Annotated in this window: 21 protein-coding genes and 1 pseudogene; 14 read left to right on the top strand and 8 right to left on the bottom strand. The window is 66.4% G+C overall.

Annotated elements, in window-relative coordinates:
- Nucleotides 1-5 precede the first annotated feature (5 nt).
- Together arc and MTY59_RS19785 are read right to left on the bottom strand one after the other, a co-directional pair.
- Entirely contained in the window at nucleotides 6-1,835 is a 1,830-nt protein-coding gene (arc, locus tag MTY59_RS19790; RefSeq protein WP_221042650.1) for a proteasome ATPase, read from the bottom strand.
- The gene (locus tag MTY59_RS19785; RefSeq protein WP_221042649.1) at nucleotides 1,828-2,073 is read right to left on the bottom strand and encodes a hypothetical protein; all 246 of its coding nucleotides are present in this window, start codon (nucleotides 2,071-2,073) and stop codon (nucleotides 1,828-1,830) included. Before MTY59_RS19785 ends, arc begins: the two co-directional genes overlap by 8 nt.
- A gap of 68 nt (nucleotides 2,074-2,141) precedes the next feature.
- Between MTY59_RS19785 and lppK the strand changes: the two are divergent.
- Nucleotides 2,142-2,735: pseudogene (gene lppK / locus MTY59_RS27445) on the top strand (lipoprotein LppK); the annotation flags it as partial.
- Nucleotides 2,736-2,898: 163 nt separating this feature from the next.
- A complete protein-coding gene (locus MTY59_RS19775; protein WP_221042647.1) occupies nucleotides 2,899-3,198 on the top strand; it encodes a DUF503 domain-containing protein in 300 nt (99 codons plus the stop codon).
- A 16-nt stretch (nucleotides 3,199-3,214) separates the two neighbouring features.
- On the opposite strand, the gene trmI is transcribed toward MTY59_RS19775, so the two are convergent.
- Entirely contained in the window at nucleotides 3,215-4,060 is an 846-nt protein-coding gene (gene trmI, locus MTY59_RS19770) for a tRNA (adenine(58)-N(1))-methyltransferase TrmI (RefSeq protein ID WP_221042646.1), read from the bottom strand.
- Nucleotides 4,061-4,134: 74 nt separating this feature from the next.
- On the opposite strand from trmI, the gene MTY59_RS19765 reads away from it, so the two are divergent.
- The gene (locus MTY59_RS19765; RefSeq protein WP_221042645.1) at nucleotides 4,135-5,031 is read left to right on the top strand and encodes a RecB family exonuclease; all 897 of its coding nucleotides are present in this window, start codon (nucleotides 4,135-4,137) and stop codon (nucleotides 5,029-5,031) included.
- On the opposite strand, the gene MTY59_RS19760 is transcribed toward MTY59_RS19765, so the two are convergent.
- From MTY59_RS19760 to MTY59_RS19740, 5 genes are all read right to left on the bottom strand, one after another.
- The gene (locus MTY59_RS19760) at nucleotides 5,028-6,398 is read right to left on the bottom strand and encodes an FAD-containing oxidoreductase (protein ID WP_221042644.1); all 1,371 of its coding nucleotides are present in this window, start codon (nucleotides 6,396-6,398) and stop codon (nucleotides 5,028-5,030) included. The genes MTY59_RS19765 and MTY59_RS19760 overlap by 4 nt on opposite strands.
- Nucleotides 6,395-6,916, bottom strand: a complete 522-nt coding sequence (locus MTY59_RS19755) for a DUF4126 domain-containing protein (RefSeq protein WP_221042643.1) — start codon at nucleotides 6,914-6,916, stop codon at nucleotides 6,395-6,397. Before MTY59_RS19755 ends, MTY59_RS19760 begins: the two co-directional genes overlap by 4 nt.
- 119 nt (nucleotides 6,917-7,035) lie before the next feature.
- Nucleotides 7,036-7,890, bottom strand: a complete 855-nt coding sequence (hisG, locus tag MTY59_RS19750) for an ATP phosphoribosyltransferase (protein ID WP_221042642.1) — start codon at nucleotides 7,888-7,890, stop codon at nucleotides 7,036-7,038.
- A 2-nt stretch (nucleotides 7,891-7,892) separates the two neighbouring features.
- On the bottom strand, nucleotides 7,893-8,174 hold the full coding sequence (locus tag MTY59_RS19745; RefSeq protein ID WP_221042641.1) for a phosphoribosyl-ATP diphosphatase: 282 nt from the start codon (nucleotides 8,172-8,174) through the stop codon (nucleotides 7,893-7,895).
- A gap of 26 nt (nucleotides 8,175-8,200) precedes the next feature.
- A complete protein-coding gene (locus MTY59_RS19740; protein ID WP_221042640.1) occupies nucleotides 8,201-8,830 on the bottom strand; it encodes a TetR family transcriptional regulator in 630 nt (209 codons plus the stop codon).
- A 305-nt stretch (nucleotides 8,831-9,135) separates the two neighbouring features.
- Between MTY59_RS19740 and MTY59_RS19735 the strand changes: the two genes are divergently transcribed.
- The 11 genes from MTY59_RS19735 to malQ all read left to right on the top strand — a co-directional run bounded on the left by MTY59_RS19735 (nucleotide 9,136) and on the right by malQ (nucleotide 21,844).
- On the top strand, nucleotides 9,136-9,978 hold the full coding sequence (locus tag MTY59_RS19735; protein ID WP_221042639.1) for an MlaE family ABC transporter permease: 843 nt from the start codon (nucleotides 9,136-9,138) through the stop codon (nucleotides 9,976-9,978).
- Between the two features lies 1 nt (nucleotide 9,979).
- Complete coding sequence (locus MTY59_RS19730) at nucleotides 9,980-10,843, top strand: ABC transporter permease (protein WP_221042638.1); 864 nt, start codon at nucleotides 9,980-9,982, stop codon at nucleotides 10,841-10,843.
- An 11-nt stretch (nucleotides 10,844-10,854) separates the two neighbouring features.
- Complete coding sequence (locus MTY59_RS19725; protein ID WP_221042637.1) at nucleotides 10,855-12,411, top strand: MlaD family protein; 1,557 nt, start codon at nucleotides 10,855-10,857, stop codon at nucleotides 12,409-12,411.
- A complete protein-coding gene (locus MTY59_RS19720) occupies nucleotides 12,408-13,463 on the top strand; it encodes an MlaD family protein (protein ID WP_221042636.1) in 1,056 nt (351 codons plus the stop codon). Before MTY59_RS19725 ends, MTY59_RS19720 begins: the two co-directional genes overlap by 4 nt.
- Nucleotides 13,456-14,511 carry an MCE family protein gene (locus tag MTY59_RS19715; RefSeq protein WP_221042635.1) on the top strand — a complete coding sequence of 352 codons (1,056 nt, stop codon included), beginning with the start codon at nucleotides 13,456-13,458 and terminating at the stop codon, nucleotides 14,509-14,511. Before MTY59_RS19720 ends, MTY59_RS19715 begins: the two co-directional genes overlap by 8 nt.
- Nucleotides 14,508-15,623, top strand: a complete 1,116-nt coding sequence (locus MTY59_RS19710) for an MCE family protein (protein ID WP_221042634.1) — start codon at nucleotides 14,508-14,510, stop codon at nucleotides 15,621-15,623. Before MTY59_RS19715 ends, MTY59_RS19710 begins: the two co-directional genes overlap by 4 nt.
- Nucleotides 15,620-16,849 carry an MlaD family protein gene (locus tag MTY59_RS19705; RefSeq protein ID WP_221042633.1) on the top strand — a complete coding sequence of 410 codons (1,230 nt, stop codon included), beginning with the start codon at nucleotides 15,620-15,622 and terminating at the stop codon, nucleotides 16,847-16,849. The genes MTY59_RS19710 and MTY59_RS19705 overlap by 4 nt, the downstream gene beginning before the upstream one ends.
- Nucleotides 16,846-18,105, top strand: coding sequence for an MlaD family protein (locus MTY59_RS19700; protein ID WP_221042632.1), 1,260 nt, complete (start codon nucleotides 16,846-16,848; stop codon nucleotides 18,103-18,105). The genes MTY59_RS19705 and MTY59_RS19700 overlap by 4 nt, the downstream gene beginning before the upstream one ends.
- A 26-nt stretch (nucleotides 18,106-18,131) precedes the next feature.
- Nucleotides 18,132-18,869 carry a DUF3329 domain-containing protein gene (locus MTY59_RS19695; RefSeq protein WP_221042631.1) on the top strand — a complete coding sequence of 246 codons (738 nt, stop codon included), beginning with the start codon at nucleotides 18,132-18,134 and terminating at the stop codon, nucleotides 18,867-18,869.
- Nucleotides 18,870-18,886: 17 nt separating this feature from the next.
- Nucleotides 18,887-19,654, top strand: coding sequence for a mannan-binding family protein (locus MTY59_RS19690; RefSeq protein WP_221042630.1), 768 nt, complete (start codon nucleotides 18,887-18,889; stop codon nucleotides 19,652-19,654).
- A gap of 201 nt (nucleotides 19,655-19,855) precedes the next feature.
- Nucleotides 19,856-21,844: a 4-alpha-glucanotransferase gene (gene malQ / locus MTY59_RS19685; RefSeq protein WP_221042629.1), complete on the top strand. Its 1,989-nt coding sequence runs from the start codon at nucleotides 19,856-19,858 to the stop codon at nucleotides 21,842-21,844.
- Nucleotides 21,845-21,882: the final 38 nt, after the last annotated feature.

Below are 21,882 nucleotides of genomic sequence, written 5' to 3'. Positions count from 1 at the left end.
GAGCCCTACAGGTACTGACCCAGGTTGGATTCGGTGTCGATTGCCCGCGACGCGCTCGAGCTCTTGCCGGTGACCAGGGTGCGGATGTAGACGATCCGCTCGCCCTTCTTGCCCGAAATCCGCGCCCAGTCATCGGGGTTGGTGGTGTTGGGCAGGTCCTCGTTCTCGGCGAACTCGTCGACGATCGAGTCCAGCAGATGCTGGATGCGCAGACCGGGCTGACCGGTCTCCAGCACTGACTTGATCGCGTTCTTCTTCGCGCGGTCGACGACGTTCTGGATCATCGCCCCGGAGTTGAAGTCCTTGAAGTACATGACTTCCTTGTCACCGTTCGCGTAGGTGACCTCCAGGAACCGGTTGTCGTCGATCTCGGAGTACATCCGGTCTACGACCTTTTCGATCATCGTCTTGATGCACAGCGCGCGGTCGCCGCCGAACTCGGCCAGGTCGTCGGCGTGCACCGGCAGCGTCTCGACCAAGTACTTCGAGAAGATGTCTTGCGCCGCTTCGGCATCCGGCCGCTCGATCTTGATCTTCACGTCGAGGCGCCCGGGCCGCAGGATCGCCGGGTCGATCATGTCCTCACGGTTGGAGGCGCCGATCACGATGACGTTCTCCAGCCCCTCCACGCCGTCGATCTCGGACAGCAGCTGCGGGACCACCGTGGTCTCGACGTCCGAGGAAACCCCGGTGCCACGGGTACGGAAGATCGAGTCCATCTCGTCGAAGAACACGATCACTGGTGTGCCTTCCGACGCCTTCTCGCGTGCCCTCTGGAAGATCAGTCGGATGTGCCGCTCGGTCTCGCCGACGAACTTGTTGAGAAGTTCGGGCCCCTTGATGTTCAAGAAGTAGGACTTGGCCTCGCGGGCGTCGTCGCCGCGCACCTCGGCCATCTTCTTGGCCAACGAGTTGGCCACGGCCTTAGCAATCAGCGTCTTACCGCAACCGGGCGGGCCGTAGAGCAGCACACCTTTGGGCGGACGCAGCGCGTACTCGCGGTACAGCTCCTTGTGCAGGAACGGCAGCTCCACGGCGTCGCGGATCTGCTCGATCTGGCGAGTGAGGCCACCGATGTCCAGGTAGCTGACGTCGGGCACCTCTTCCAGCACCAGGTCCTCGACCTCGGCCTTGGGGATGCGCTCGAAGGCGTAACCGGCCTTGGTGTCGACCAACAACGAGTCGCCGGGCCGCAGCTTGCGCGGCCGAGTGTCGTCGTTGAGCGCGTCGGGATGACCTTCCGGCAGGTTCTCGGCGACCAGCGGCTCGGCCAGCCAGACGATGCGCTCCTCGTCGGCGTGCCCGACGACGAGGGCGCGGTGCCCGTCGGCCAGCAGTTCACGCAACGTGGAAATCTCGCCGACCGATTCGTACGTACCGGCCTCGACGACGGTGAGGGCCTCGTTGAGGCGGACCGTCTGACCCTTGCGCAACAACGGGATTTCGATGTTCGGCGAGCAGGTCAGCCGCATCTTGCGACCGGAGGTGAACACGTCGACGGTGTCGTCCTCGTGGGTGGCGAGCAGGACGCCGTAACCGCTCGGCGGCTGCCCCAACCGATCGACTTCCTCACGCAGCGCCAGCAGTTGCTGGCGGGCCTCTTTGAGGGTCTCCATCAACTTGGAGTTCCGCGACGCAAGGGAGTCGATGCGCGCTTCCAGCTGATGCACATCGCGCGCGGAGCGGGCGCCGCCATGCGAGCCGGCCGCGTGGTCGAGCTGCTCACGCAACATCGCTGCCTCGCGGCGTAGTTGCTCCAACTCGGCCTCGTCGCCGCTGGACATGTCTGATTCGTGGGGGGTTCCGAATGCGTCAGAACGCTCTGAGCTATTCATCTTGCGCTCCTTTCCCACACCGAATTGGCGCGGCGGATACTTCAAAGCTACCGGCGATTGCCGATTGATGTGCGTAGTCAAATACCCACGAAAAGTTAAGATTTTCGTCACGCTGGTAATCTCGGCCACTAATCGTGATGATCGAAAGGGCCGCCGTGACCGCAAAAAGCCTCGCCACAGGCTCGACCCGCGTCGCCGTCGCAGCCCCCGCCGCCGGTGTGACTTCAGTTGCACCCATCGGCCCGACCTTAGCGACAGCCTTCCTTCGCGAAGCGGCCAGAGCCGCCTAGCCGGCCGACCGACTGGATGCACCGGCCACTGTTAGTAGCGCTGAGCGCCGCCACCGCGGCGGCGGCAGTTGGGCTCGCGGCGTGTTCGTCGCCGCACCTGAAGAGTGATTCATCGGCCGCCTCTTCGCTGCCGCCGGCCTCCTCGAGCGAGGTTGCTGCGCCGGTCACGGCTCCCCTGCCGCCACCCGAAGCGCTCACCGACGTGCTCGCCCGACTCACCGACCCGAACGTTCCGGGCGCCAGCAAGGTGAATCTGGTGGAAGGCGCGACGCCGGAGAGCGCGGCCACCCTGGATAAGTTCACCAACGCCTTGCGCGACAACGGCTACCTGCCCATGACGTTCAACGCGAACGACATCGCATGGTCGGACAAGAACCCGTCGAACGTGAAGACCACCATCGCTGTGCATACCGCCCAGGTCAACAACGCCAACTTCTCCTTCCCGATGGAGTTCACCCCCTTCCAGGGTGGTTGGCAGCTGTCCCGGCACACCGCCGAAATGCTGCTGGCCCTGGGGAAGTCGCCGGCGGCTCCGACTTCGGGGGCTCCCGCGCCTCCCCCGCCGCCGCCACCCGCGCCGCCCCCGGCGCCGCCACCCGCCGAACCCAGCCCCCGCACCAGCGCCCCCCGCCCGCGGCGCCACCGCCGCCACCGCCCGCGCCGCCACCGCCCGCGCCTCCGCCGCCCGCACCCGCGCCGGCCCCGGAACCTGCTCCTGCCCCCGCTCCGGAGCCCGCCCCCGAGCAGCAAAACCCGCCGGGTTGACCCGCGGCATGTGGATCGGCTGGCTCGAGTTCGACGTGTTGCTCGGCGACGTGCGGTCACTCAAACAGAAGCGGTCGGTCATTCGTCCCGTCGTCGCGGAGTTGCAGCGCAAGTTCAGCGTGTCGGCGGCTGAGACGGGTTCACATGAGCTTTATCGGCGGGCCAGCATCGGCGTCGCCACGGTGTCCGGCGACCGCGGTCATGCCGTCGACGTCCTGGACGCCGCCGAGCGACTGGTGGCCGCGCATCCCGAGTTCGAGCTGCTGTCGGTGCGACGCTCCCTGGTGCGCAGCGAGGACCTCGGGTAGCCGATGCGACCACCCGCTAGCCGTCCCGGCCTTCCCGCTTGCGGCCCAACGGCACGGGCGCGACGACGCCGGGTGCGAGCCGTCGCGTGAAGATCAGGAAGGCGGTGTGCCCACGCATCGAATGCTGCGGCCGTACCGCGAGACCGACGACGTTCCATCCGCGCTGCAATGTCTCCCAGGACCGCGGCTCGGTCCAGCACTGCTGCGCCCGCAGGGCCTCGACCGCGCGCGACAGCTGCGTGACGGTGGCCACGTAGATGATCAGCACGCCACCGGGGATCAGCAGTCGCGCGACCGATTCCAGCACCTCCCACGGCGCGAGCATGTCGAGCACGGCGCGGTCGAAGGATCCGTCCGGCAGCTCGGAGCCGGCGACGTCGCCGATGATCAGTTGCCAGTTGTCAGGTGCCTGGCCCCCGTGAAACACCGACACGTTGCGTTCGGCGTGCTCGGCGTGGTCGGCGCGCTGTTCGTAGGAGATCACCCGGCCTTCTGGCCCGACCGCCCGCAGCAGCGAGCAGGTCAGCGCGCCGGAGCCCGCGCCGGCCTCCAGCACACGCGCGCCCGGGAAGATGTCGCCCTCGTGCACGATCTGGGCGGCGTCCTTCGGGTAGATCACCTGGGGCCCGCGCGGCATCGACATGACGTAGTCGATCAACAGGGGCCGCATCGCCAGGTACACGGCGTTGTTGCTGGACTTGATCACGCTGCCCTGCTCGAGCCCGATCAGCGCGTCGTGCGAAATCGCCCCGCGATGCGTGTGAAACTCGGCGCCCGCGGTGAGCACAACCGTGTAGTGCCGGCCCTTGGCATCGGTGAGCTGGACGCGCTCGCCCTCAGTGAACGGGCCGGTTACGGACACGCGGTCTAGCGTGCCAGCCGACTCGCCGCCGCAGGTGTTTGGGGGTTGTCGGTGCCCAGTCCTAGGCTGCCGACATGATCGTCCAGCCGGAGGCGCCCCAGTCGGCGGAGCGCCCGGCAGGGCAGGTGTACCGCCCGGCCCTGTCGCCGTCGCGTGCCGCGGACTTCAAGCAATGCCCGCTGCTGTACCGGTTCCGCGCCATCGACCGGTTGCCCGAGGCGCCGTCGGCCGCGCAGCTGCGCGGATCGCTGGTCCATGCCGCCCTGCAACAGCTTTACGGCCTGCCCGCCGAGCAGCGCGGCCCCGACACCGCCATGTCGCTGGTGGAGCCCGCGTGGGACCAGATCATCGCCGCGACGCCGGAGATGACCGCCGACATGGATCCGGCGCAGCGCACGCAACTGCTGGCCGAGGCGCAGGCGTTGCTCGCCGGGTATTACCGGCTCGAGGACCCCACCCGGTTCGACCCGGAATGTTGCGAGCAGCGGGTGGAGGTCGAGCTTGCCGACGGCACCCTGCTGCGTGGCTTCATCGACCGGATCGACGTCGCGGCCACCGGCGAGCTTCGGGTGGTCGACTACAAGACCGGCAAGGCCCCGCCGGCCGCGCGAGCCCTGGCCGAGTTCAAGGCCATGTTCCAGATGAAGTTCTACGCGGTGGCACTGTTGCGTTCGCGCGGCGTGCAGCCCACCCGGCTGCGGCTCATCTATCTGGCCGACGGCCAGGTGCTGGACTACACACCCGATCGCGACGAGCTGCTGCGGTTCGAGAAGACGCTGATGGCGATCTGGCGGGCCATCCAATCCGCCGGGCAGACCGGCGATTTCCGTCCCACCCAGTCGCGGCTGTGCGACTGGTGTCCCCACCAGCAGCACTGCCCGCTGTTCGGGGGAACGCCGCCGGCCTACCCGGGATGGCCGGAATCCCTTGGCGCACAGGATGCTTCGCTTCCGACCCAACCGGCAGCCTAGTCGAGCGGCGAAAGCTCCTGCAGCATCGTAGGAATCAGCTCGCTGACCGTGGGATGGATGTGCATGGTCCGCGACAGCCTGGTGTAGGGCGCTTTCGCCGACATGACGTCCAGAATGCCGTGGATGGCCTCGTCGCCGCCGACCCCGAAGACGGCGGCCCCCAGGATCTGCTGGGTTTCGGCGTCCACCACGACTTTCATGAAACCCTGCGTCTCACCCTTTTCCACCGCCCGGCCGACTCGGGTCATCGGCCGCTTGCCGACCAACGCCTTGCGGCCCGACGCGCGGACCTGATCGACGGTCATGCCGGCACGCCCGAGCGGCGGATCGATGTAGAGCGCGTAGGTGGTGATCCGGTCGCTCACCCGGCGCGGGTCGTCGTCCAGCAGATTGGCGGCGACGATCTCGAAGTCGTTGTAGGAGGTGTGGGTGAACGCGCCCTTGCCGTTGCAGTCGCCCATCGCCCAGATGTGATCGACGCTGGTCTTGAGCTGGTCGTCGACCACGATGTAGCCGCGCGCGTCGGTCTGCACCCCGGCCGCTTGCAGACCGAGGTCGTCGGTGTTGGGGCGTCGACCCACCGCCAGCAACAGGTGGCTCCCCTCAACGGGGGCGGCGCCCGCACGAGGGGTTAGCTCGAATCCATTGCCGGTCTTGGCTATTCGCACATCGTCGGCACCGACGATGACGTCGATGCCTTCGGCTCGCAGGATTGCTTCGACGGCTGCCGAGACGTCCTCGTCTTCGCGCGACGCCAGTCGCGGTTCCCGTTCGACGATGGTCACCCGGGCCCCGAACCGCCGGTACATCTGCGCGAACTCCAGCGCGATGTAGCCGCCCCCGACGATGATGAGATGCGTTGGCACCGTGTGAAGTTCGAGAATCGACACGTTGGTGAGGAACTCGACGTCGGACAGGCCCGGGATGTCGGGCACCACCGCACGCCCACCGACGTTGAGAAAGATGCGGTCGGCGTGCAGCACATCGTCGCCGACGCGCAGCGTGTGCGGATCCTGAAAGACCGCGTGACCGCGAAACACGGTGCAGCCGTTCATTCCCTCGAGCCAATCCTCGACGCCCTTGCGGTTGCCGAGCATGATCTCGTCCTTGCGGGACTTGACCTTCGCCATGTCGACGCTGACCGGCCCGGTCCCGACGCCGTAGTCCGCGCCGCGGCGCGCCAGATGGGCTGCATGCGCGGAGGCCACCATCGTTTTGGTCGGGATGCATCCGGTGTTGACGCAGGTGCCACCGATCAGCTTGCGCTCGATCACCGCGACGCGCTGCCCGGCTGCGGTCAGCCGGCCTGCCAGCGGCGGGCCGGCCTGCCCCGCGCCGACGATGATCGCATCGAAATGCTCTGTCACTTAACCGCCGTCAGCAGGTATTCGGTCAGCACGTGACCCGTCGCCGCAAGGATGGCGAACCCGCCCACGATCGCGACGGCGTCCTCGAGCAAGGCGATCGGCAGGTCCTTGCCGCCCGTCGCGGCGACCAGCCGTTTGCGCGCGTGGTAGCCGCCGAGGGTGCCCAGCACCGCCCCGATGACGCCGGCGCCCAGCGCGGTGAACGTCCAGTGCGGCCACGCGCCAAGGGCCGCGCCCGCGAGCCCGCCCATGATGATCCGGGCCGCGAAGATCGGCGGCGCGGTGCGTGCCGGCGTCTTGGGCAGCTTGTCGTTGATCAGTTCGCCCACAGCGAGAACGGTGAAGATGATCACCGTGATAATGCTGGCCATCCAGCCCGCCCACGTGCCGTGCAGGTCGATCCAGCCAAGGACTGCGGGGTAAGCGGCCCAGGCGACGACGGCGGGCGCCGTCAGCGAGCGCAGCCCGGCCACGACACCAATCAATAAAGCCAGCAAGACAAGAAGTGCGTGTGTCACGGAAGACCCTCCTGGGAGACGAACGCCGGCGACCAATGCGGGGACGGCCCACACGCCAACCAGGGCAGTCCCCCGAGGCGGACGCTAACACAGCCGCGGGTTTTGCACCGCGTGCGCAATCAGAACCGGCAAAACCTGATGTCGGACGCCAGGATCGCCTTGGCGCCGATGGCGGCCAACTCGTCCATGATCTCGTTGACGCCCCGACGCGGCACCAGCGCGCGGATGGCCACCCAGTCCGGGTCGGCCAAGGGCGCGATGGTGGGCGACTCCAGCCCCGGCGTGATCGCCGTGGCCTTATCCTGCACCGAACGGGGGCAGTCGTAGTCGAGCATCAGATACTGCTGGCCGAAGACCACACCCTGGATCCGCGCCACTAGTTGATCGCGCGCCGTCTGCGTGCCGGACTTACTGCTGTGGTCGCTCTCGATCAGCACCGCTTCCGAATCGCACAGCGGTTCGCCGAAGGCCACGAGGTTGTGCAGGCTCAGGGTGCGCCCGGAACCCACCACGTCGGCGATGGCGTCGGCGACGCCGAGCTGGATCGAGATCTCCACCGCACCGTCGAGCCTGATGACTGTGGCCTCAATACCGCGCCCGGACAAGTCTTTTCGGACCAGATTGGGGTAGGCGGTCGCGATCCGTTTGCCGGCCAGATCGGCGATCTTCCAGTCGCGCCCGGCCGGGCCGGCGTAGCGAAAGCTCGACGAGCCGAATCCCAGCGCCAGCCGTTCGCGCACCGGTGCGTCGGAATCGCCCACCAGGTCCCGGCCGGTGATGCCGAAGTCCAGTTCTCCCGAACCCACATAGATGGCAATGTCTTTGGGCCGCAAGAAGAAGAACTCGACCTGGTTGGCCGGGTCGATGACGGTCAGGTCCTTGGAATCGGTGCGGCGCCGGTAGCCCGCCTCGGCGAGGATTTCGCTGGCCGGCTCGCTCAGCGTGCCCTTGTTGGGAACCGCAACCCGCAGCATGGTCATAGCTTCCGATAAACGTCGTCGAGGGTCAGCCCGCGCGCCACCATCAACACCTGCGTCCAGTAGAGCAACTGGCTGATCTCCCCGGCCAGCGCGTCATCGGATTCGTGTTCGGCGGCCAGCCACACTTCGCCGGCTTCCTCGAGGATCTTCTTGCCCAGCCCGTGGACGCCGCCGTCCAGCGCGGCGACCGTCGCGCTGCCGGCCGGCCGGGTACGGGCACGCTCGCCCAGTTCGGCGAACAGATCCTCGAAGGTCTTCACGGCCAGCGATTGTGTCACGCGGCGGCGAGCAAAGTCACGGCGGTTTAGCCCCGGCCCGGTTCTGAACCGCTTCGTCCTTCGAATCCGGCGAGCGTGATGCGCAGCGCTTCCTCCAACTGCACATGAAACGGTGGGCGCTCGTCGATGTTCGAGGTCAGCCATCCATCGAGCACGAATTGCACCGTGGCCAAACTGGTGTGGACCAACAGCGCGGGCCGAATATCAACCGCCGCATCGACATTCATCCGGTGGGCGACCTGCTCGATCAGCGTGCCGTGATCGGTTTCGCTGACCAATACGGATTTGCTCAACAAGTGGGGCGCGGTCGCGACCGCTTGACGCCAGGTGTCGAGGTTGTCAACGTCGCTGGCATCGCTGGCGCGCGTGACGAACAGCTGGATCAGCGCCTCGACCGGCGACTCGTGTGGCGGCCTGGCGCTGTACGAACCGACGATCTCGGCGGCGGCCTCCCGGACGGGATCGACCAGCAGGCCCTCCTTGGTGGGCGCATACCGGAAATACGTGCTGATGGAGATCCCGGCGGCCGCTGCGATGTCCTCAGTCGTCACCGCCTCGAAGCCCCGTTCGGCGAAGAGCTGATGGGCGGTCCGTTGGATCAGGGAAAGCAGCTCAGCACGGCGTCGGTCCCGCAACGATATGTTTGCTGAGGGCATGCCATCACCTTCGTCAATCCGACATTAGAACCCCACGGCGCCGTCCAGCGACGAACTCAGATGAGTGACTCTACACTATTGAAAGTCCCTATCAAGTAAGCTATTGTGATGCAGCACACACCGATGAGCTGCGGAGCCTTGGTGCTTGTTGACACTATTTTAATAAGGATAGGGTCCAACGGCTGCCCAAGGCCCTTCGCTCGGCACTCAGGATTTAGGGGTGGGATGAGGGCCGATGAAAGCGGTAGCTGGTACGCGATGACCTGTTCCACCGGTTTGCTAGATGGACCGCAGGTCATGCCGCTATGACGACGGCGGAGCTTGATGGCGTCACCGCCATCCGGAACTGGTCCGTCGGGTACGTCAAACGTCACCCGGTCGCCTCGCTGACGACGGTAGGTGAACAGTTCGTGCTGGTTGTGCGAACCGTTCAATACTTCTTCTACGACCTGGTGACCGGGCGATTCCAGTGGCAGGAGTTCGTCCGGCAGGGCGCATTCATGGCCGGCACCGCCGTGCTGCCGACGATCCTGGTGTCGCTGCCGATCAGCGTCACCCTGTCCATCCAGTTCGCGTTGCTGGCCGGCCAGGTCGGCGCCACGTCGCTGGCCGGGGCGGCCAGCGGGCTCGCGGTCATCCGGCAGGGGGCCTCGCTGGTGGCCGCGGTCCTCATGGCCTCGGCGGTCGGGTCGGCCATCACCGCCGACCTGGGTTCGCGGACGATGCGCGAAGAGACTGACGCGATGGAGGTGATGGGCGTCTCGGTGATCCGCCGCCTGGTCGTCCCCCGCTTCGCCGCCGCGGTGATGATCGGCGTGGCACTCACCGGCGTCGTGTGCTTCGCCGGGTTCTTCGCGAGCTACATGTTCAACGTGTACTTCCAGAACGGGGCGCCGGGCAGCTTCGTGTCGACGTTCGCGTCGTTCGCGACCACCGGTGACATGATCTTGGCGCTGATCAAGGCGATCGTGTTCGGCGCCATTGTGGCGATCGTGTCGAGCCAGAAAGGCTTGTCCACCAAGGGCGGACCGACCGGCGTCGCGAACTCGGTGAATGCCGCTGTGGTCGAGGCGATCCTGCTGTTGATGATCGTCAACGTCGCCATCAGCCAGCTCTACATCATGTTGTCGCCCAGGACGGGGCTCTGACGTGACGGCCTCGGCTTATCAGCCTTTCGCACCGATTTCGGTGCCGCTCGTCCGTCTCTACCGCCGCGGCACAGCGCCGATCGTCCGGCTCGGCCACCTGCTCGTCTTCTTCGTCCGGGCGCTGGTCGCCGTGCCACTCGCCTTGCGCCAGTACAGCGCCGAGTTCCTGCGGCTGCTGTCGAACATCACCTGGGGCAACGGTTCGATCGTGGTGGGTGGGGGCACCGCCGGCGTGGCCGTCGTGCTCGGCATGACCGTCGGCGCCCTCGTCGGCATCGAGGGTTACAACTTCCTGGACCTGCTCGGCCTGGGGCCCGCCACCGGGTTCGTGTCGTCGTTGGTCAATACCCGCGAGCTGGCTCCCCTGATGGCGTCCCTCGCATTCGCCATGCAGGGCGGCTGCCGCTTCACCGCCCAGCTGGGATCCATGCGCATCGCCGAGGAGATCGACGCGATGGAATCGATTGCCATCCGCCCGATTCCGTACCTGGTGACCACCCGGCTGATCGCGTCGGTGGTCGCGATCGTCCCGCTGTATGCCGCCTGCCTGGCGATCGGGTATCTGAGCACGCAGGTCGTGGTCGGCATCGGTAGCGGCGGCTCGACCGGCTCCTACCTGCACTACTTCACGCTGATGTTGGCCGGCCAGGACATCGTCTATTCGTTGATCAAGGCGGTCATCTTCGTGTGGATCGCGTCCACGATCCAGTGCTACTACGGGTATTACGCCAGCGGCGGCCCGGAGGGCGTCGGCGTTGCCGCGGGGCACGGCATGCGGGCCAGCATCACCGTCGTGATCATCGTGAACATGCTGCTCACCATGGCGCTGTGGGGCGTCGACTCCGGCGCGAGGTTCGGCGGGTAGGTCGGTGGAAGATGCCCAATTCCTTTGAGCTGGACGGCCGCGGCCCGTCGGACCGGCAGCTGTTCGGCATCGGCATTGCGGTTGTGGTGGTCAGCGCCCTGGTCACCACCGCGATGTTGGTCAAATCGACTGGGAGACTGGACGCTTACGTGCGGGTAGTGGCCGACCTGGTCAACGTGGGCGATGGCCTTCCGCAGAAGTCCGATGTCAAATATCACGGCGTGCTCGTCGGCCTGGTCAACGGTGTCGTGCCCGCGGCCCACGGCAAGCCCAACTATGTCCATATCGATCTCAAAGAGGACTACGCCAAGTCGATTCCGGCCAATGTGACCGCACGCGTGGTGCCCAGTAACGTCTTCGCCGTCTCGTCGGTGCAACTGGTGGGCAACGGCCCCGGTGCGAAAATCCGCAACGGTGCCCACATCCTGGAGGACAACCAGCTGCCGACCGTCCTGTTCCAGACGACCGTCAGTAAGCTGCGTGACCTGCTCGCCGCGGCGGGACGTGGCCGCGACGACAGGTCGGTGGGAATCCTGGCCGCCCTGGGTGCAGCCACCGACCACCGCCGCGTGAGCCTGCTGAACGCCGGCGCGCAACTGAATCACCTTCTCGATCAACTCAATTCGATCGTCAGCACCGATGCCGGCCCCTCGACGGTGTCGGCACTGCTGGACGCGACGACCGGGCTCGCCCAGACGGCGCCCGACCTTCTCGATGCGTTGCATCAGGCCGTCGAGCCGATGCGGACCTTCGCCGAGACCCGCGGGCAGTTGGCCTCGCTGCTGTCGGGCGCCGACTACACCGTCGGCACGACGCGCCAATCCTTCGACAACCACATCGACCAACTGATCCGGATCACCACTGATTTCACCCCGGTGTTCGGCATCCTGGCGCAGAAGTCGAACAACTTCGTGCCCGCCGTCGCCAAGCTGGACAACCTGGCCAACCAGTTCATGGAACAGGTGTGGAACCCCCGGACCAACCTCGGCAACATGCGCGCGATGCTCACCTTCACGCCGAGTTCCACTTACACACGCGCCGACTGCCCGCACTACGGCGAGCTCAAAGGGCCCAGTTGCTTTACCGCACCGCTGATTCCGGTGCGCCCCGATCTGCCCGAGGTGCTGCTGCCGCAGAACTATCAGCCACCCAAGGATCTGGCACCGCCGCCCGGCACGGTGATCGGCCCGGATGGAAACCTCGTCGCGGTGGGCCCCCCGCTGATCAACCCCACTCCCAATCTGACCGATCCCAATCCCCCGCTGGCCCCGGGGATTACGCCGTCGCCGCCGGTGCCCGGCAGCGCGAATCCCGACAACCCGTCGCCCGGGGCGCCGGCGACACCACAAGAGCACGAGCCGTGGGTCGCGCCGGTGGCACCCAAGGCGCCGTGGATTCCGCAGGCCGCTTTCGGGGGCAACGTGGGACCCGTTGGCAGCCAGTTTGAACGAAACATGCTGGGCGTCATCACCGGTGCGCCCGCCACCGACGCCACCGATCTGCTGCTGGGCCCGGTGGCCCGCGGCACCACGGTGTCACTGGCTCATCCACCCGGGGCGGCCAAATGAAATTTCGCGGCCCGCTCATCGCGCTGACCCTGTTCATGATCGTCTCGTTGACGCTGACCTGGCTGGTGTATGTGAGCCTGCGGCGGGACGTGGCCGGCGACACCGCCAGGTATTCGGCGGTGTTCACCGACGTGTACGGGCTTCGCGAGGGCGACGACGTTCGGATGGCCGGGGTGCGCGTGGGCCGGGTCGAAAAGGTGGAACTCGACGGGAACCTGGCGAAGGTCTCGTTCGTGGTGCAATCCGAACAGCGGCTGTTCGGGAACACCCTCGCGTCGGTGACCTACCAGAACATCGTCGGGCAGCGTTACCTCGGGCTGTCCCTGGGCAGGGAAGGCAGTCCGCAGCTGCTCCCCCCGGGCAGCACCATCCCGCTGGAACGCACCGAGCCCTCGTTCGACGTGACCACGCTGCTCAACGGCTACGAACCGCTGTTCAGCCTGCTGAACCCGCATGACGCCGACAACCTCACCAAGGGCATCATCCAGTCGCTGCAGGGTGACACGTCGTCGCTCACCACGCTCGTCGGCCAAACCTCCACGCTCACGGAGACATTCGCGGGCCGCGATCAGGCCCTCGGCACCGTGATCACCAACCTCAACAAGGTGGTCGGCAACCTCGCCCAGCAGAACGACAATCTCGACGAAGTCATCACGCAGACCCGCAGCGTCGTCGGTGAGCTCGATCGGCGCCGCCCGGACCTGGTGGCCTCGGTGGGTTCGCTGGCCCGGGTTACCAACCGGCTGTCGGCCTCTGCGATCGACGTCTACCCGGCGCTGCGCGAATTCATCGATCGTCAGCCCGGTGTCACCAAACACATCATGGATGTGGAACCGCAGGTGGCCTTCTTCGGCGACAACATTCCGCTGCTGCTGAAAGGCCTTGCCCGGGTGGGTAATCAGGGCGCCTACGGCAACGCCTACGTCTGCGACGTGAACTTCATGGGGTTCTTCCCCGGGCTCAACGATGTGGTGCCGATCATCATCAACGCCGCCACCCCGGGCAACCGGGCGTGGCACACCCCGCGCTGCAGGAGCACGGCCGATGGGTGACGCGTGGGTACGGCAGCGGCTTTCGCGAATCACGAAGCGTCCGCTCGAAAGCTACAACAAGACCTGGCTCGGCTTCATCGCCGTCGCGGTGGTCGCGGTGGTGATCGGCGTCATGCTGCTGGTGCACGCGATCGGCGCCGGTTATCGGCATTACACCGCCGAGTTTTTGCAGGCGGCCTCGCTGCGGGCCGGCAATCCGATCGTGGTCGCGGGCATCCCGGTGGGCAACGTCACCAGCATGAAACTCGTCGGCGACCACGTCGAGGCGGGCTTGAAGGTCCGCGACGACATCAAGCTGGGCAAGGACTCCCGGGCGCAGATCAGGGTCACCACCATCCTGGGTTCGCGCTACCTCGCGCTGGAACCCAACGGGCCGGCGCGTCTGCCCAACAACACCTTTGACCTCGCGCACACCGCGGTGCCCTACGACCTGCAGGCCGCGCTGCAGGACGCCACCACCACTTTCGAGCAGGTCGACTCCGACAGGTTCGCGCAGTCGCTGGCGGTGCTGGGCAAGCAGCTCGAGGGCCTGCCCGCGGTTGTGCCGCAGGCGATCACGAACATCAACACGTTGTCTTCGATCATCGCGGTACGGCGCGACCAGCTGGGACAGCTGCTCCGCAGCACCGAGCAGGTCACGAACACGCTGCGGCGCCAGCAGGCCGGCGTCGGTGCTCTGGTTGACCAAGGGCAAGACCTGCTGGGCCAATTCGTTGCGCGGCGCGCCGTTTTCCACGCGATGATGCAATCCCTGTCCAGCCTCGTCGACACCATGAGCCAGGTGGTGGTCAACGACCGCTCGGGCCTGGACGCGCTGATCAAAGACATGCGCGACTTCACCAGCCTGATGTCCCAACACGACGACCTGCTGCACAGCATGCTGCAGACCAGCCCGATCTTCTTCCGCGAGGCCGCCAACCTCACCGGTGACGGCAACGCGATCAACTTCAACGCCCCCAACGTCCCGGCTATCGACTCGTGGATGTGTGCAATCAGCGGCCGCGCCAAGCAGTTCGGCATGATCCAGTACTTCAAGGACTGCAAGTGACGGGGCGCGGCGCCAGGACGCTGGCCATCGTCGCCGCGATCGCGGTCATCGCCGCCGTGATCGGAATCGGGTGGTGGTCCTTGAGTTCCGATGAGGACACGATCACGGTGACCGCCCAATTCGACAGCGCCTCAGGCCTCTACGAGGGCAACGAGGTGGCGGTGCTGGGCATGCCGGTGGGCAAGATCACCAAGATCAACGCCAAGGGCGGCTACGTCGAGGTCGAGTTCACCATCGACCGTCACGTCAAAGTGCCCGCCACCGCGCAGGCCGTCACGGTGTCGACCTCCATCCTCACCGACCGGCAGATCGAGCTCACGCCGCCTTATCACGGCGGACCAATCCTGGAAAACCACGACACCATCGGCTTGCCCCGGACCAAGACACCCGTCGAATTCAGCAGCGTGCTCAACGTTTTGGACAAGGTCACCAAGTCGCTGGAGGGTGACGGCCACGGCGGAGGACCGATCGCCGACGTGCTCAACGGCGGGACCGAGGTGGTCAATGGGAACGGCGAAAATATCAAGGCCGCCCTCGGCGAGCTGTCCAAGGCGCTGCGGCTGTCCAGCGACGGCGGCGCGGCCACCCGCGAGCAGATCACCACGATCGTCAGAAACATCAGTACGCTGTTCGACGCGGTGGCCGCCAATGACACGAAACTGCGCGAATTCGCCTCCACCATCCACCAAGTCAGCCAGGTCATGGCCGACGAGGACCTCGGCAGCGGCAGCACCGGACACAAACTCGACCAGCTGATCCAACGGGCCGGCGACCTGCTGGACGAAAACCGGGACAACGTCAAACAGGCCGTCCTGCACGGCAATGACACGCTGAAGACGGTGACCGACCAGCGGCGCGACCTGGCCGAGCTGCTGGACCTGGCTCCCCTGGTGGCCGATAACGCCTACAACATGATCGACCGGGCGAACGGCAGCGTGCGGGCCCGCTTCCTCACGGATCGGTTGCTGTTCGACAGTCAGTACACCAAAGAGATCTGCAATCTCATGGGCCTTCGGCAGCTGGGCTGCAGCACGGGAACCATCCAGGACTTCGGTCCCGATTTCGGTTTGACGTATGTGCTCGACGGGTTGGCCGCCATGGGGCAGAAATGATGACGACGGGCGCGCGCAGCATGCTGGCGGCGGTGGCCGCGGCAATGGTCACCGCGGGATGCGCCACGAACGGCCTTGCCAGCCTGCCCCTTCCGGCCCCGGGGCTGGGCTCGGGCGGGTATTCGCTCAACGCTGTGTTCTCCAACGCGCTGAACCTGCCGATGAACGCCAAGGTCAAGCTCGCCGGCGCCGACGTCGGGCAGCTTGAATCGATGGTCGCGCACAACTACACCGCGGTCACCCGGCTGCGCATCCGGGACGGCGTGCAACTGCCGCGGGGCAGCACCGCCGAATTGCGGACCGCGACACCGTTGGGCGACGTGTTCGTCGCGCTGAAGCCACCCGCCGACGATCCCGCGGACACGCCGCTGCTGCGCAACGGCGACACCATCGGCCTGGATTCGACCGCGGCCGCCGCGACCGTCGAGTCGGTGCTGAGCTCGGCGGCGATTTTGATGAACGGCGGGGCGGTTCGCAATTTCACCAACATCATCAACGGTTTCGGTAAGGCGACCGGCGACCAGGGCCAGGCGTTCGGAGATATGATCCGCAAGTCCAACGAGCTGCTCGGGACTCTGGATGCCCGGTCCGATCAGATCTCGCGCGCGTTGACCCAATTGTCGCGCCTGGCCGATCAACTCGACGCCAAGAACCAGACCATCGGCGACCTCATGGCGGCCGCCAGCCCCGCCACTTCGACCCTGGCCGACAACACCAGTCAACTGTCCAACCTGGCCGTACAGGTGGGTGATATCTCCCGGTTGCTCGCCAGGTTCCCGTCGATCGGCGGGACCGACACCAGCGGCCGTAGCATGGTCCGCGACCTGAACACGATCGCCGGCGCCGCCAACGACGTTGCCATGAGCCCCGATACCAGCTGGCTGTCGATCAACCGGCTGATCCCCGCCCTGGTCAAATCCACTGCCGGGAACTCGATTTCGGTGAACGTGGGCGTGGACAAGATCATGCTGGGGTCGCTCCCCGATATCGGGTTCGCCGGTGACATCGGCCTGCACGGACCGCACCACTACAACGTGAACCTGCTCGTCGGCACCCTGAAGTACACGCTGTGGCGGCTGCAGGAACGCATCGTCGGCCGGGGGCCGAACTCGCCACAGGTTCCCGTCATCCCGGACCCCAACATTCCGGGCCAGATCGACGTCGCTCCCGGGCCCCCGCCGGCACCGGCACCCGGGGCGTCGCCACCGCCAGGACCGCAGCCATGATGCGCGCCGTCGCCAACTTCGCCGATGTCGTTGTCCGCGCGGTGCGCACGGGCCATCGGCAACAGGTCTGGCTGTCGGTGGCCGGCCTGGTGCTCATCCTGGTCGTGGCGACCGCCTATCTGCTCGCCGGCGCGTTGCGGGTGAAACCCTTCGCCTCGTCCTACCGGGTTACCGTGCAATTGGCGGAATCCGGTGGCCTGCTGCCCAATCAGGACGTCGCGCTGCGCGGAGTGCGCATCGGCCGAGTCGAGTCGCTACAGATCACCGACACCGGGGTGAACGCCGTCGCCAGCATCACGTCGAAAGTGCGGATCCCGGCCAACAGCGTCGTGCACGTGTCGGCGCTGTCGCCGGCCGGTGAGCAATACATCAACTTCGAAGCCGCGTCCGACACCGGCCCGTATCTGCATGACGGCAGCCTGATCGCCCTGGACCACACCACCGTCCCGGTCAGCCTGGCACAGTTGCTCGGCGACGCCGACGGGATGCTGGCCCAGGTGGACCCGCAGAAGATCGAGTTGATCAAGAAGGAGTTGAGCCTGAGCAAGGAGGGTCCGGCGAAGCTGACAGCCATCGTCGACGGCGGCACATTCCTACTTTCGACGCTCGATTCGGTGCTGCCCCAGACCACCAGCATCATCAAGACCAGCCGCGTCGTTCTCACCCTGGCCAGCGACAAGAACAGCGGATTAGCCGCTACCGCAACCGAACTCAACCAGACGCTGACCGGCGTGGCCAGGATGCAGGCCGGCTACCGCCGGTTGACTCAGCAGACGCCGCGCACCCTTTCGGCCATCGACAATCTATTCGCGGACAACTCCGACACCATGGTGCAGCTGCTGGGCAGCATGGCCACCATGTCGCAGCTGTTCTATCTGCGGGTCCCGGCGCTCAACGCGCTGTTCCCCGACTACCGCGGGTCGGTGCTGGACGCGGTGACGAGCGCATTCCACGACGGCGGAGTCTGGGCGACGGCCGACCTCTACCCCCGCTACGTGTGCGACTACGGGACACCGGCGCACGCGTCGTCCGCGGCCGACTACTACGAGCCGTTCATGTACACCTACTGTCGCGACGACGACCCTGCGGTCTCGATCCGCGGCGCCAAGAACGCGCCGCGGCCGGGCGGCGACGACACCGCAGGCCCACCGCCGGGCGCGAACCTCGGTCAGCGAACCGATCCGACCCCGCGGGGCCGCTACACCATTCCCACCCCCTACGGCGGTCCCCAGCTGCCGATCGAACCACCGCACTGAGCGCTGAATCCATCGACCTTTAGGAGATGATCGTGGTCGTGACTACCAAGAAGAACCCGAAAGCCGTCACGGAATCCGATGCCGAGACCGACGTGGAATCGGGTGCCGAAACACCGGACGTCGCAGGCGAAGACGCCGAGGAGAAACGCGCCGACGAATCCGCCGACGCGCTCGAGGATTCGGCCGACGTCGCGGCCGCTGATGAGGGTGACGAGCCGGGCGACGACGAAGACGGCGGTGCGTTGCTCAAACGCAAGCGTCCGGAGACCGAGCGCGCAAAGCGGCCCTGGCGAGACTACCTGCGGCGCAGCGTGCTGCCGGCGTTACTCATTGCCGCGCTTGCCGTTTCGGGGTTCCTCGGCTGGCGACAGTGGCAGGACCATCAGTTGAAGGTGGCGGGTGAACAGGCGCAACAGGCGGCCATCGGCTACGCGCAGGTGCTCACGAGCATCGACTCGAACAAGGTCGACGACAATTTCAAACAGGTGCTCGACGGCGCAACCGGCGAATTCAAGGACATGTACACCCAGTCCAGCGTCAAGCTCCGGCAGCTGCTGATCGACAACAAGGCGACCGCGCACGGCGTGGTGGTCGATTCGGCCATTCAGTCCGAATCCACCGACCGGGTCGTCGTGCTGCTCTTCATCGACCAGACCGTCACCAACACGGCAGCACCCGACCCGCGCGTCGACCGAAGCAGGATCAAGATGACCATGGAGAAGGTCGACGGTCGCTGGCGGGCGAGCAAAGTCCAACTCCTCTGACCCGAGCGGAATCTTTCATGCTCAAAAGACTGTCGGCGGCGCTCGTAATGGCCGCGGCCGCAACGATTCCCAGCACCGCCACCACGCACGCGTCGGCGCCGTCGTTCTGCGGCGAGCTCGGCGGCGACTGGGACGGCCAGTACTGCCACACCTCGGTGACGTCGGAACGCAACGCTGTGCGCGACATCAAGGTCGCCGTGCCCGACGACCTCGTCGACAATCCGACCACCGGCCCGGTGATCCGGGACTACCTGCACACCCTGGTCAACAACTGGCGAAGCGCCAACGGCAGCATGGCCGCCGACAGCTTCGGCGAAGAGAATTTCGAGGTTTTTCGGCGCGGCAATCTGCTCAGCGCGGTGTTCCACGAGGACTATCACGCCGACGGACCCAAACCCAACAACGCCTACCGGACGTTCACCTTCGACATGGCGGCCGGCAGGCGGGTACAGCTGGCGGACCTGACGACGTCGAATCCGCTGATCGCCATTCCCCCACTGGCCCAGCCGTTTATCGAAACCGCACTGAACCAGGCGCCGCCGCCGCACGACCCGGGCACCTACCCATTTATCGTCGACCGGTGGACTCCGGACAAGGTCTACTCGGGCGCGTACAAGGCGTGGGCGGTGACGCCGGACGAGTTGATCATCTACATGCCTGACTATCCGGTGGGCCACGACGAGCCGATCAACTTCTCCCCGGGCCTGCCGCAGTGGTTCATGGACGGCGGCACGGTGCAGGCGCGCATCCCGCTGTCCGCGCTGAGCCCGGTGCTGCGCATCTGAGTAGGGCTTGCCATCGTGCAGCGCTTGCGGCCCAGTACCGTTGGCGACGGCCCCGGCGCTCACGGCGATTCCGTGTAAGCCGACGCCGGCTGGGTACCTTCCAGAAGTGCGCCGACCTCTTCGCTGTGTAAGCACTTCCCGTGCTTGCGACGCCAACCTTTCACAGATTCGCCCCGCCGTGCCGCCATCGCTGACACTCTGATGGCGACGCCAAAGGCGGTGCCCGAAGACTTGCGCCAGCTGGCCGACGCCCACGGGGTGGCTACCTTCTACCGGAACGAACGACGCGAACCGGTCCAGGTGGACGCCGACGTGGTGGTCCGGGTGCTCGGGTTGCTCGAGGTCGAAGCCGGCAGCGATGCCGACCGGCGTCGCGAATTGGCCAGGTTGGCCGAGCACAAGCGTGCAGGAGCGCTGGCACCGACAGTCGCTGTGCGGGTGGATGGCCGGCCGCGGTCATTTCCCGGAGCTGTGGCGTTGGTTGGGGAAGACGGCAATCGCACCGATGTGCGCGACGAGCTACCCGGCGATTTGCCGTCGGGCTGGTACCGGTTGCACACCAGGGACGGCCAAGAAGTCACCCTGGTGGCCGCCCCGCCGCGCGTGCCTCAAACGCCGGTGACCTGGGGATGGATGCTGCAGCTGTATGCCCTGCGATCGAGGCGCTCATGGGGGATCGGTGATCTGGGCGACCTGCGAGACTTCATCGACTGGACCTCGGCGGCGCACGGCGCGGGCGCGGTGTTGCTCAACCCGCTGAATGCGCCCGGCCCGACGCATCCGGTTCAACCCTCCCCTTACACCCCGTCCAGTCGACGATTCGCCAACCCGCTGGCGCTGCGCATCGAGGACCTCGACGCCTACCGTCGGGCCGACCCACAAACCCGAACGGAAGTTGACGCACTGCGTGTCTCGCCCGGGACCGAGCGGATTGACCACGACCTTGTCTGGGCCGCCAAACGAGCGGCGCTCGAGTTGCTTTGGCGCGCGGAGAACCGGCCTTGGGTAATCGACGAGTCCCCCTCATCCAGGGCGCTGCGCGACTGGGCCACCTACTGCGCGCTGGCCGAGCGATACGGTGGCCGCTGGCCACAATGGCCCGAATCTTTGCGGGATGTCGACGGGCCGGGGGTCACCGCGGCTCGCAAAGAGCTGGCACCCAGGATCGCGTTTCACGCCTGGGTGCAGCAACGCTGCGCCGAACAGCTCGCCGAAGTACGCAGCGCCGCACGAAGAGCCGGTATGGCGCTGGGCGTCTTGCATGACCTCCCGGTCGGGGTCGACTCGGACGGCGCTGACGCGTGGGCCCTGGCCGACATGCTGGCCGCCGGAGTTCACGTCGGTGCTCCCCCGGACAATTTCACCCCGCGCGGCCAAGACTGGGGACTACCGCCCTGGCGCCCGGACCGACTCGCCGCCACCGGCTACACTGCGCTGCGAGAAATGTTGCGCGCCATTATCGTTCACGCCGACGGCCTACGGATCGACCACGTCGCCGGCTTATGGCGGCTGTGGTGGATACCTCCGGGCGACTCCCCCGATCGGGGCACCTACGTCCATTACGATGCCGACACCATGCTCGCCGTGCTCGCGCTCGAAGCCCAGCGCGCCGGCGCGATCGTGGTCGGGGAGGACCTGGGCACTGTCGAGCCGGAAGTCACGGAAGCATTGCGCGACAACGGAATGCTGGGCTGCGCGGTGTCGTGGTTCACCCGCGACGAGTCCGCGCCCGAACAACCCTTGCTCGCGTCGTCAAGCTGGCCGTCGCGCGCGGCTGCCAGCCTGTCCACCCACGACTTGCCCACTGCCGCAGGATTTTTGCGAGGCGAACACGTGCGGGTGCGCGCGGGGCTCGGCCTGCTCGACGACGTGCCCGCCGAACAGTCCTCAGCCGACCAGGAGAAAGCCGAGTGGCTGACGTTGCTGCGTTCCGAAGGGCTGCTGCCTACCGACCCGGACGAGAACGACATCATCGTCGCGATGCACCGCTTCTTGGCGGCGACCCCGAGCAGGTTGAAGTTGATCTCGCCCTACGACATCGTCGCCGAGCCGCGGCAGCCCAATTTGCCTGGGACCATTGACGAATACCCGAATTGGCGCCTGCCACTCCCGGAGACGCTCGAGCAGCTGCGCGAGGATCCACGAGTCGCCGAGATCACCGCCGTATTCCACGCCGCCGCCGAGGGCTGACTCACGATGCGGGCCGGCGAACCGAACCGACGTGAGGC

This window comes from Mycobacterium senriense (genome assembly GCF_019668465.1).
GTDB lineage: Bacteria > Actinomycetota > Actinomycetes > Mycobacteriales > Mycobacteriaceae > Mycobacterium > Mycobacterium senriense.
Note: the sequence above shows the minus strand (reverse complement) of the source record. Positions and strands in the feature narration are given on the sequence as shown.

What these genes read in the sequence shown, in the direction of transcription:
- MTY59_RS19740 (WP_221042640.1), bottom strand. Translation starts at nt 8,830, where the DNA reads ATGCCCTCAGCAAACATATCGTTGCGGGACCGACGCCGTGCTGAGCTG.
- MTY59_RS19690 (WP_221042630.1), top strand. Translation starts at nt 18,887, where the DNA reads ATGCTCAAAAGACTGTCGGCGGCGCTCGTAATGGCCGCGGCCGCAACG.
- MTY59_RS19765 (WP_221042645.1), top strand. Translation starts at nt 4,135, where the DNA reads ATGATCGTCCAGCCGGAGGCGCCCCAGTCGGCGGAGCGCCCGGCAGGG.
- MTY59_RS19720 (WP_221042636.1), top strand. Translation starts at nt 12,408, where the DNA reads ATGAAATTTCGCGGCCCGCTCATCGCGCTGACCCTGTTCATGATCGTC.
- MTY59_RS19785 (WP_221042649.1), bottom strand. Translation starts at nt 2,073, where the DNA reads ATGGGTGCAACTGAAGTCACACCGGCGGCGGGGGCTGCGACGGCGACG.
- malQ (WP_221042629.1), top strand. Translation starts at nt 19,856, where the DNA reads ATGGCGACGCCAAAGGCGGTGCCCGAAGACTTGCGCCAGCTGGCCGAC.
- arc (WP_221042650.1), bottom strand. Translation starts at nt 1,835, where the DNA reads ATGAATAGCTCAGAGCGTTCTGACGCATTCGGAACCCCCCACGAATCA.
- MTY59_RS19700 (WP_221042632.1), top strand. Translation starts at nt 16,846, where the DNA reads ATGATGCGCGCCGTCGCCAACTTCGCCGATGTCGTTGTCCGCGCGGTG.
- MTY59_RS19775 (WP_221042647.1), top strand. Translation starts at nt 2,899, where the DNA reads ATGTGGATCGGCTGGCTCGAGTTCGACGTGTTGCTCGGCGACGTGCGG.
- MTY59_RS19735 (WP_221042639.1), top strand. Translation starts at nt 9,136, where the DNA reads ATGACGACGGCGGAGCTTGATGGCGTCACCGCCATCCGGAACTGGTCC.
- MTY59_RS19725 (WP_221042637.1), top strand. Translation starts at nt 10,855, where the DNA reads ATGCCCAATTCCTTTGAGCTGGACGGCCGCGGCCCGTCGGACCGGCAG.
- MTY59_RS19715 (WP_221042635.1), top strand. Translation starts at nt 13,456, where the DNA reads ATGGGTGACGCGTGGGTACGGCAGCGGCTTTCGCGAATCACGAAGCGT.
- hisG (WP_221042642.1), bottom strand. Translation starts at nt 7,890, where the DNA reads ATGCTGCGGGTTGCGGTTCCCAACAAGGGCACGCTGAGCGAGCCGGCC.
- MTY59_RS19695 (WP_221042631.1), top strand. Translation starts at nt 18,132, where the DNA reads ATGATCGTGGTCGTGACTACCAAGAAGAACCCGAAAGCCGTCACGGAA.
- MTY59_RS19705 (WP_221042633.1), top strand. Translation starts at nt 15,620, where the DNA reads ATGATGACGACGGGCGCGCGCAGCATGCTGGCGGCGGTGGCCGCGGCA.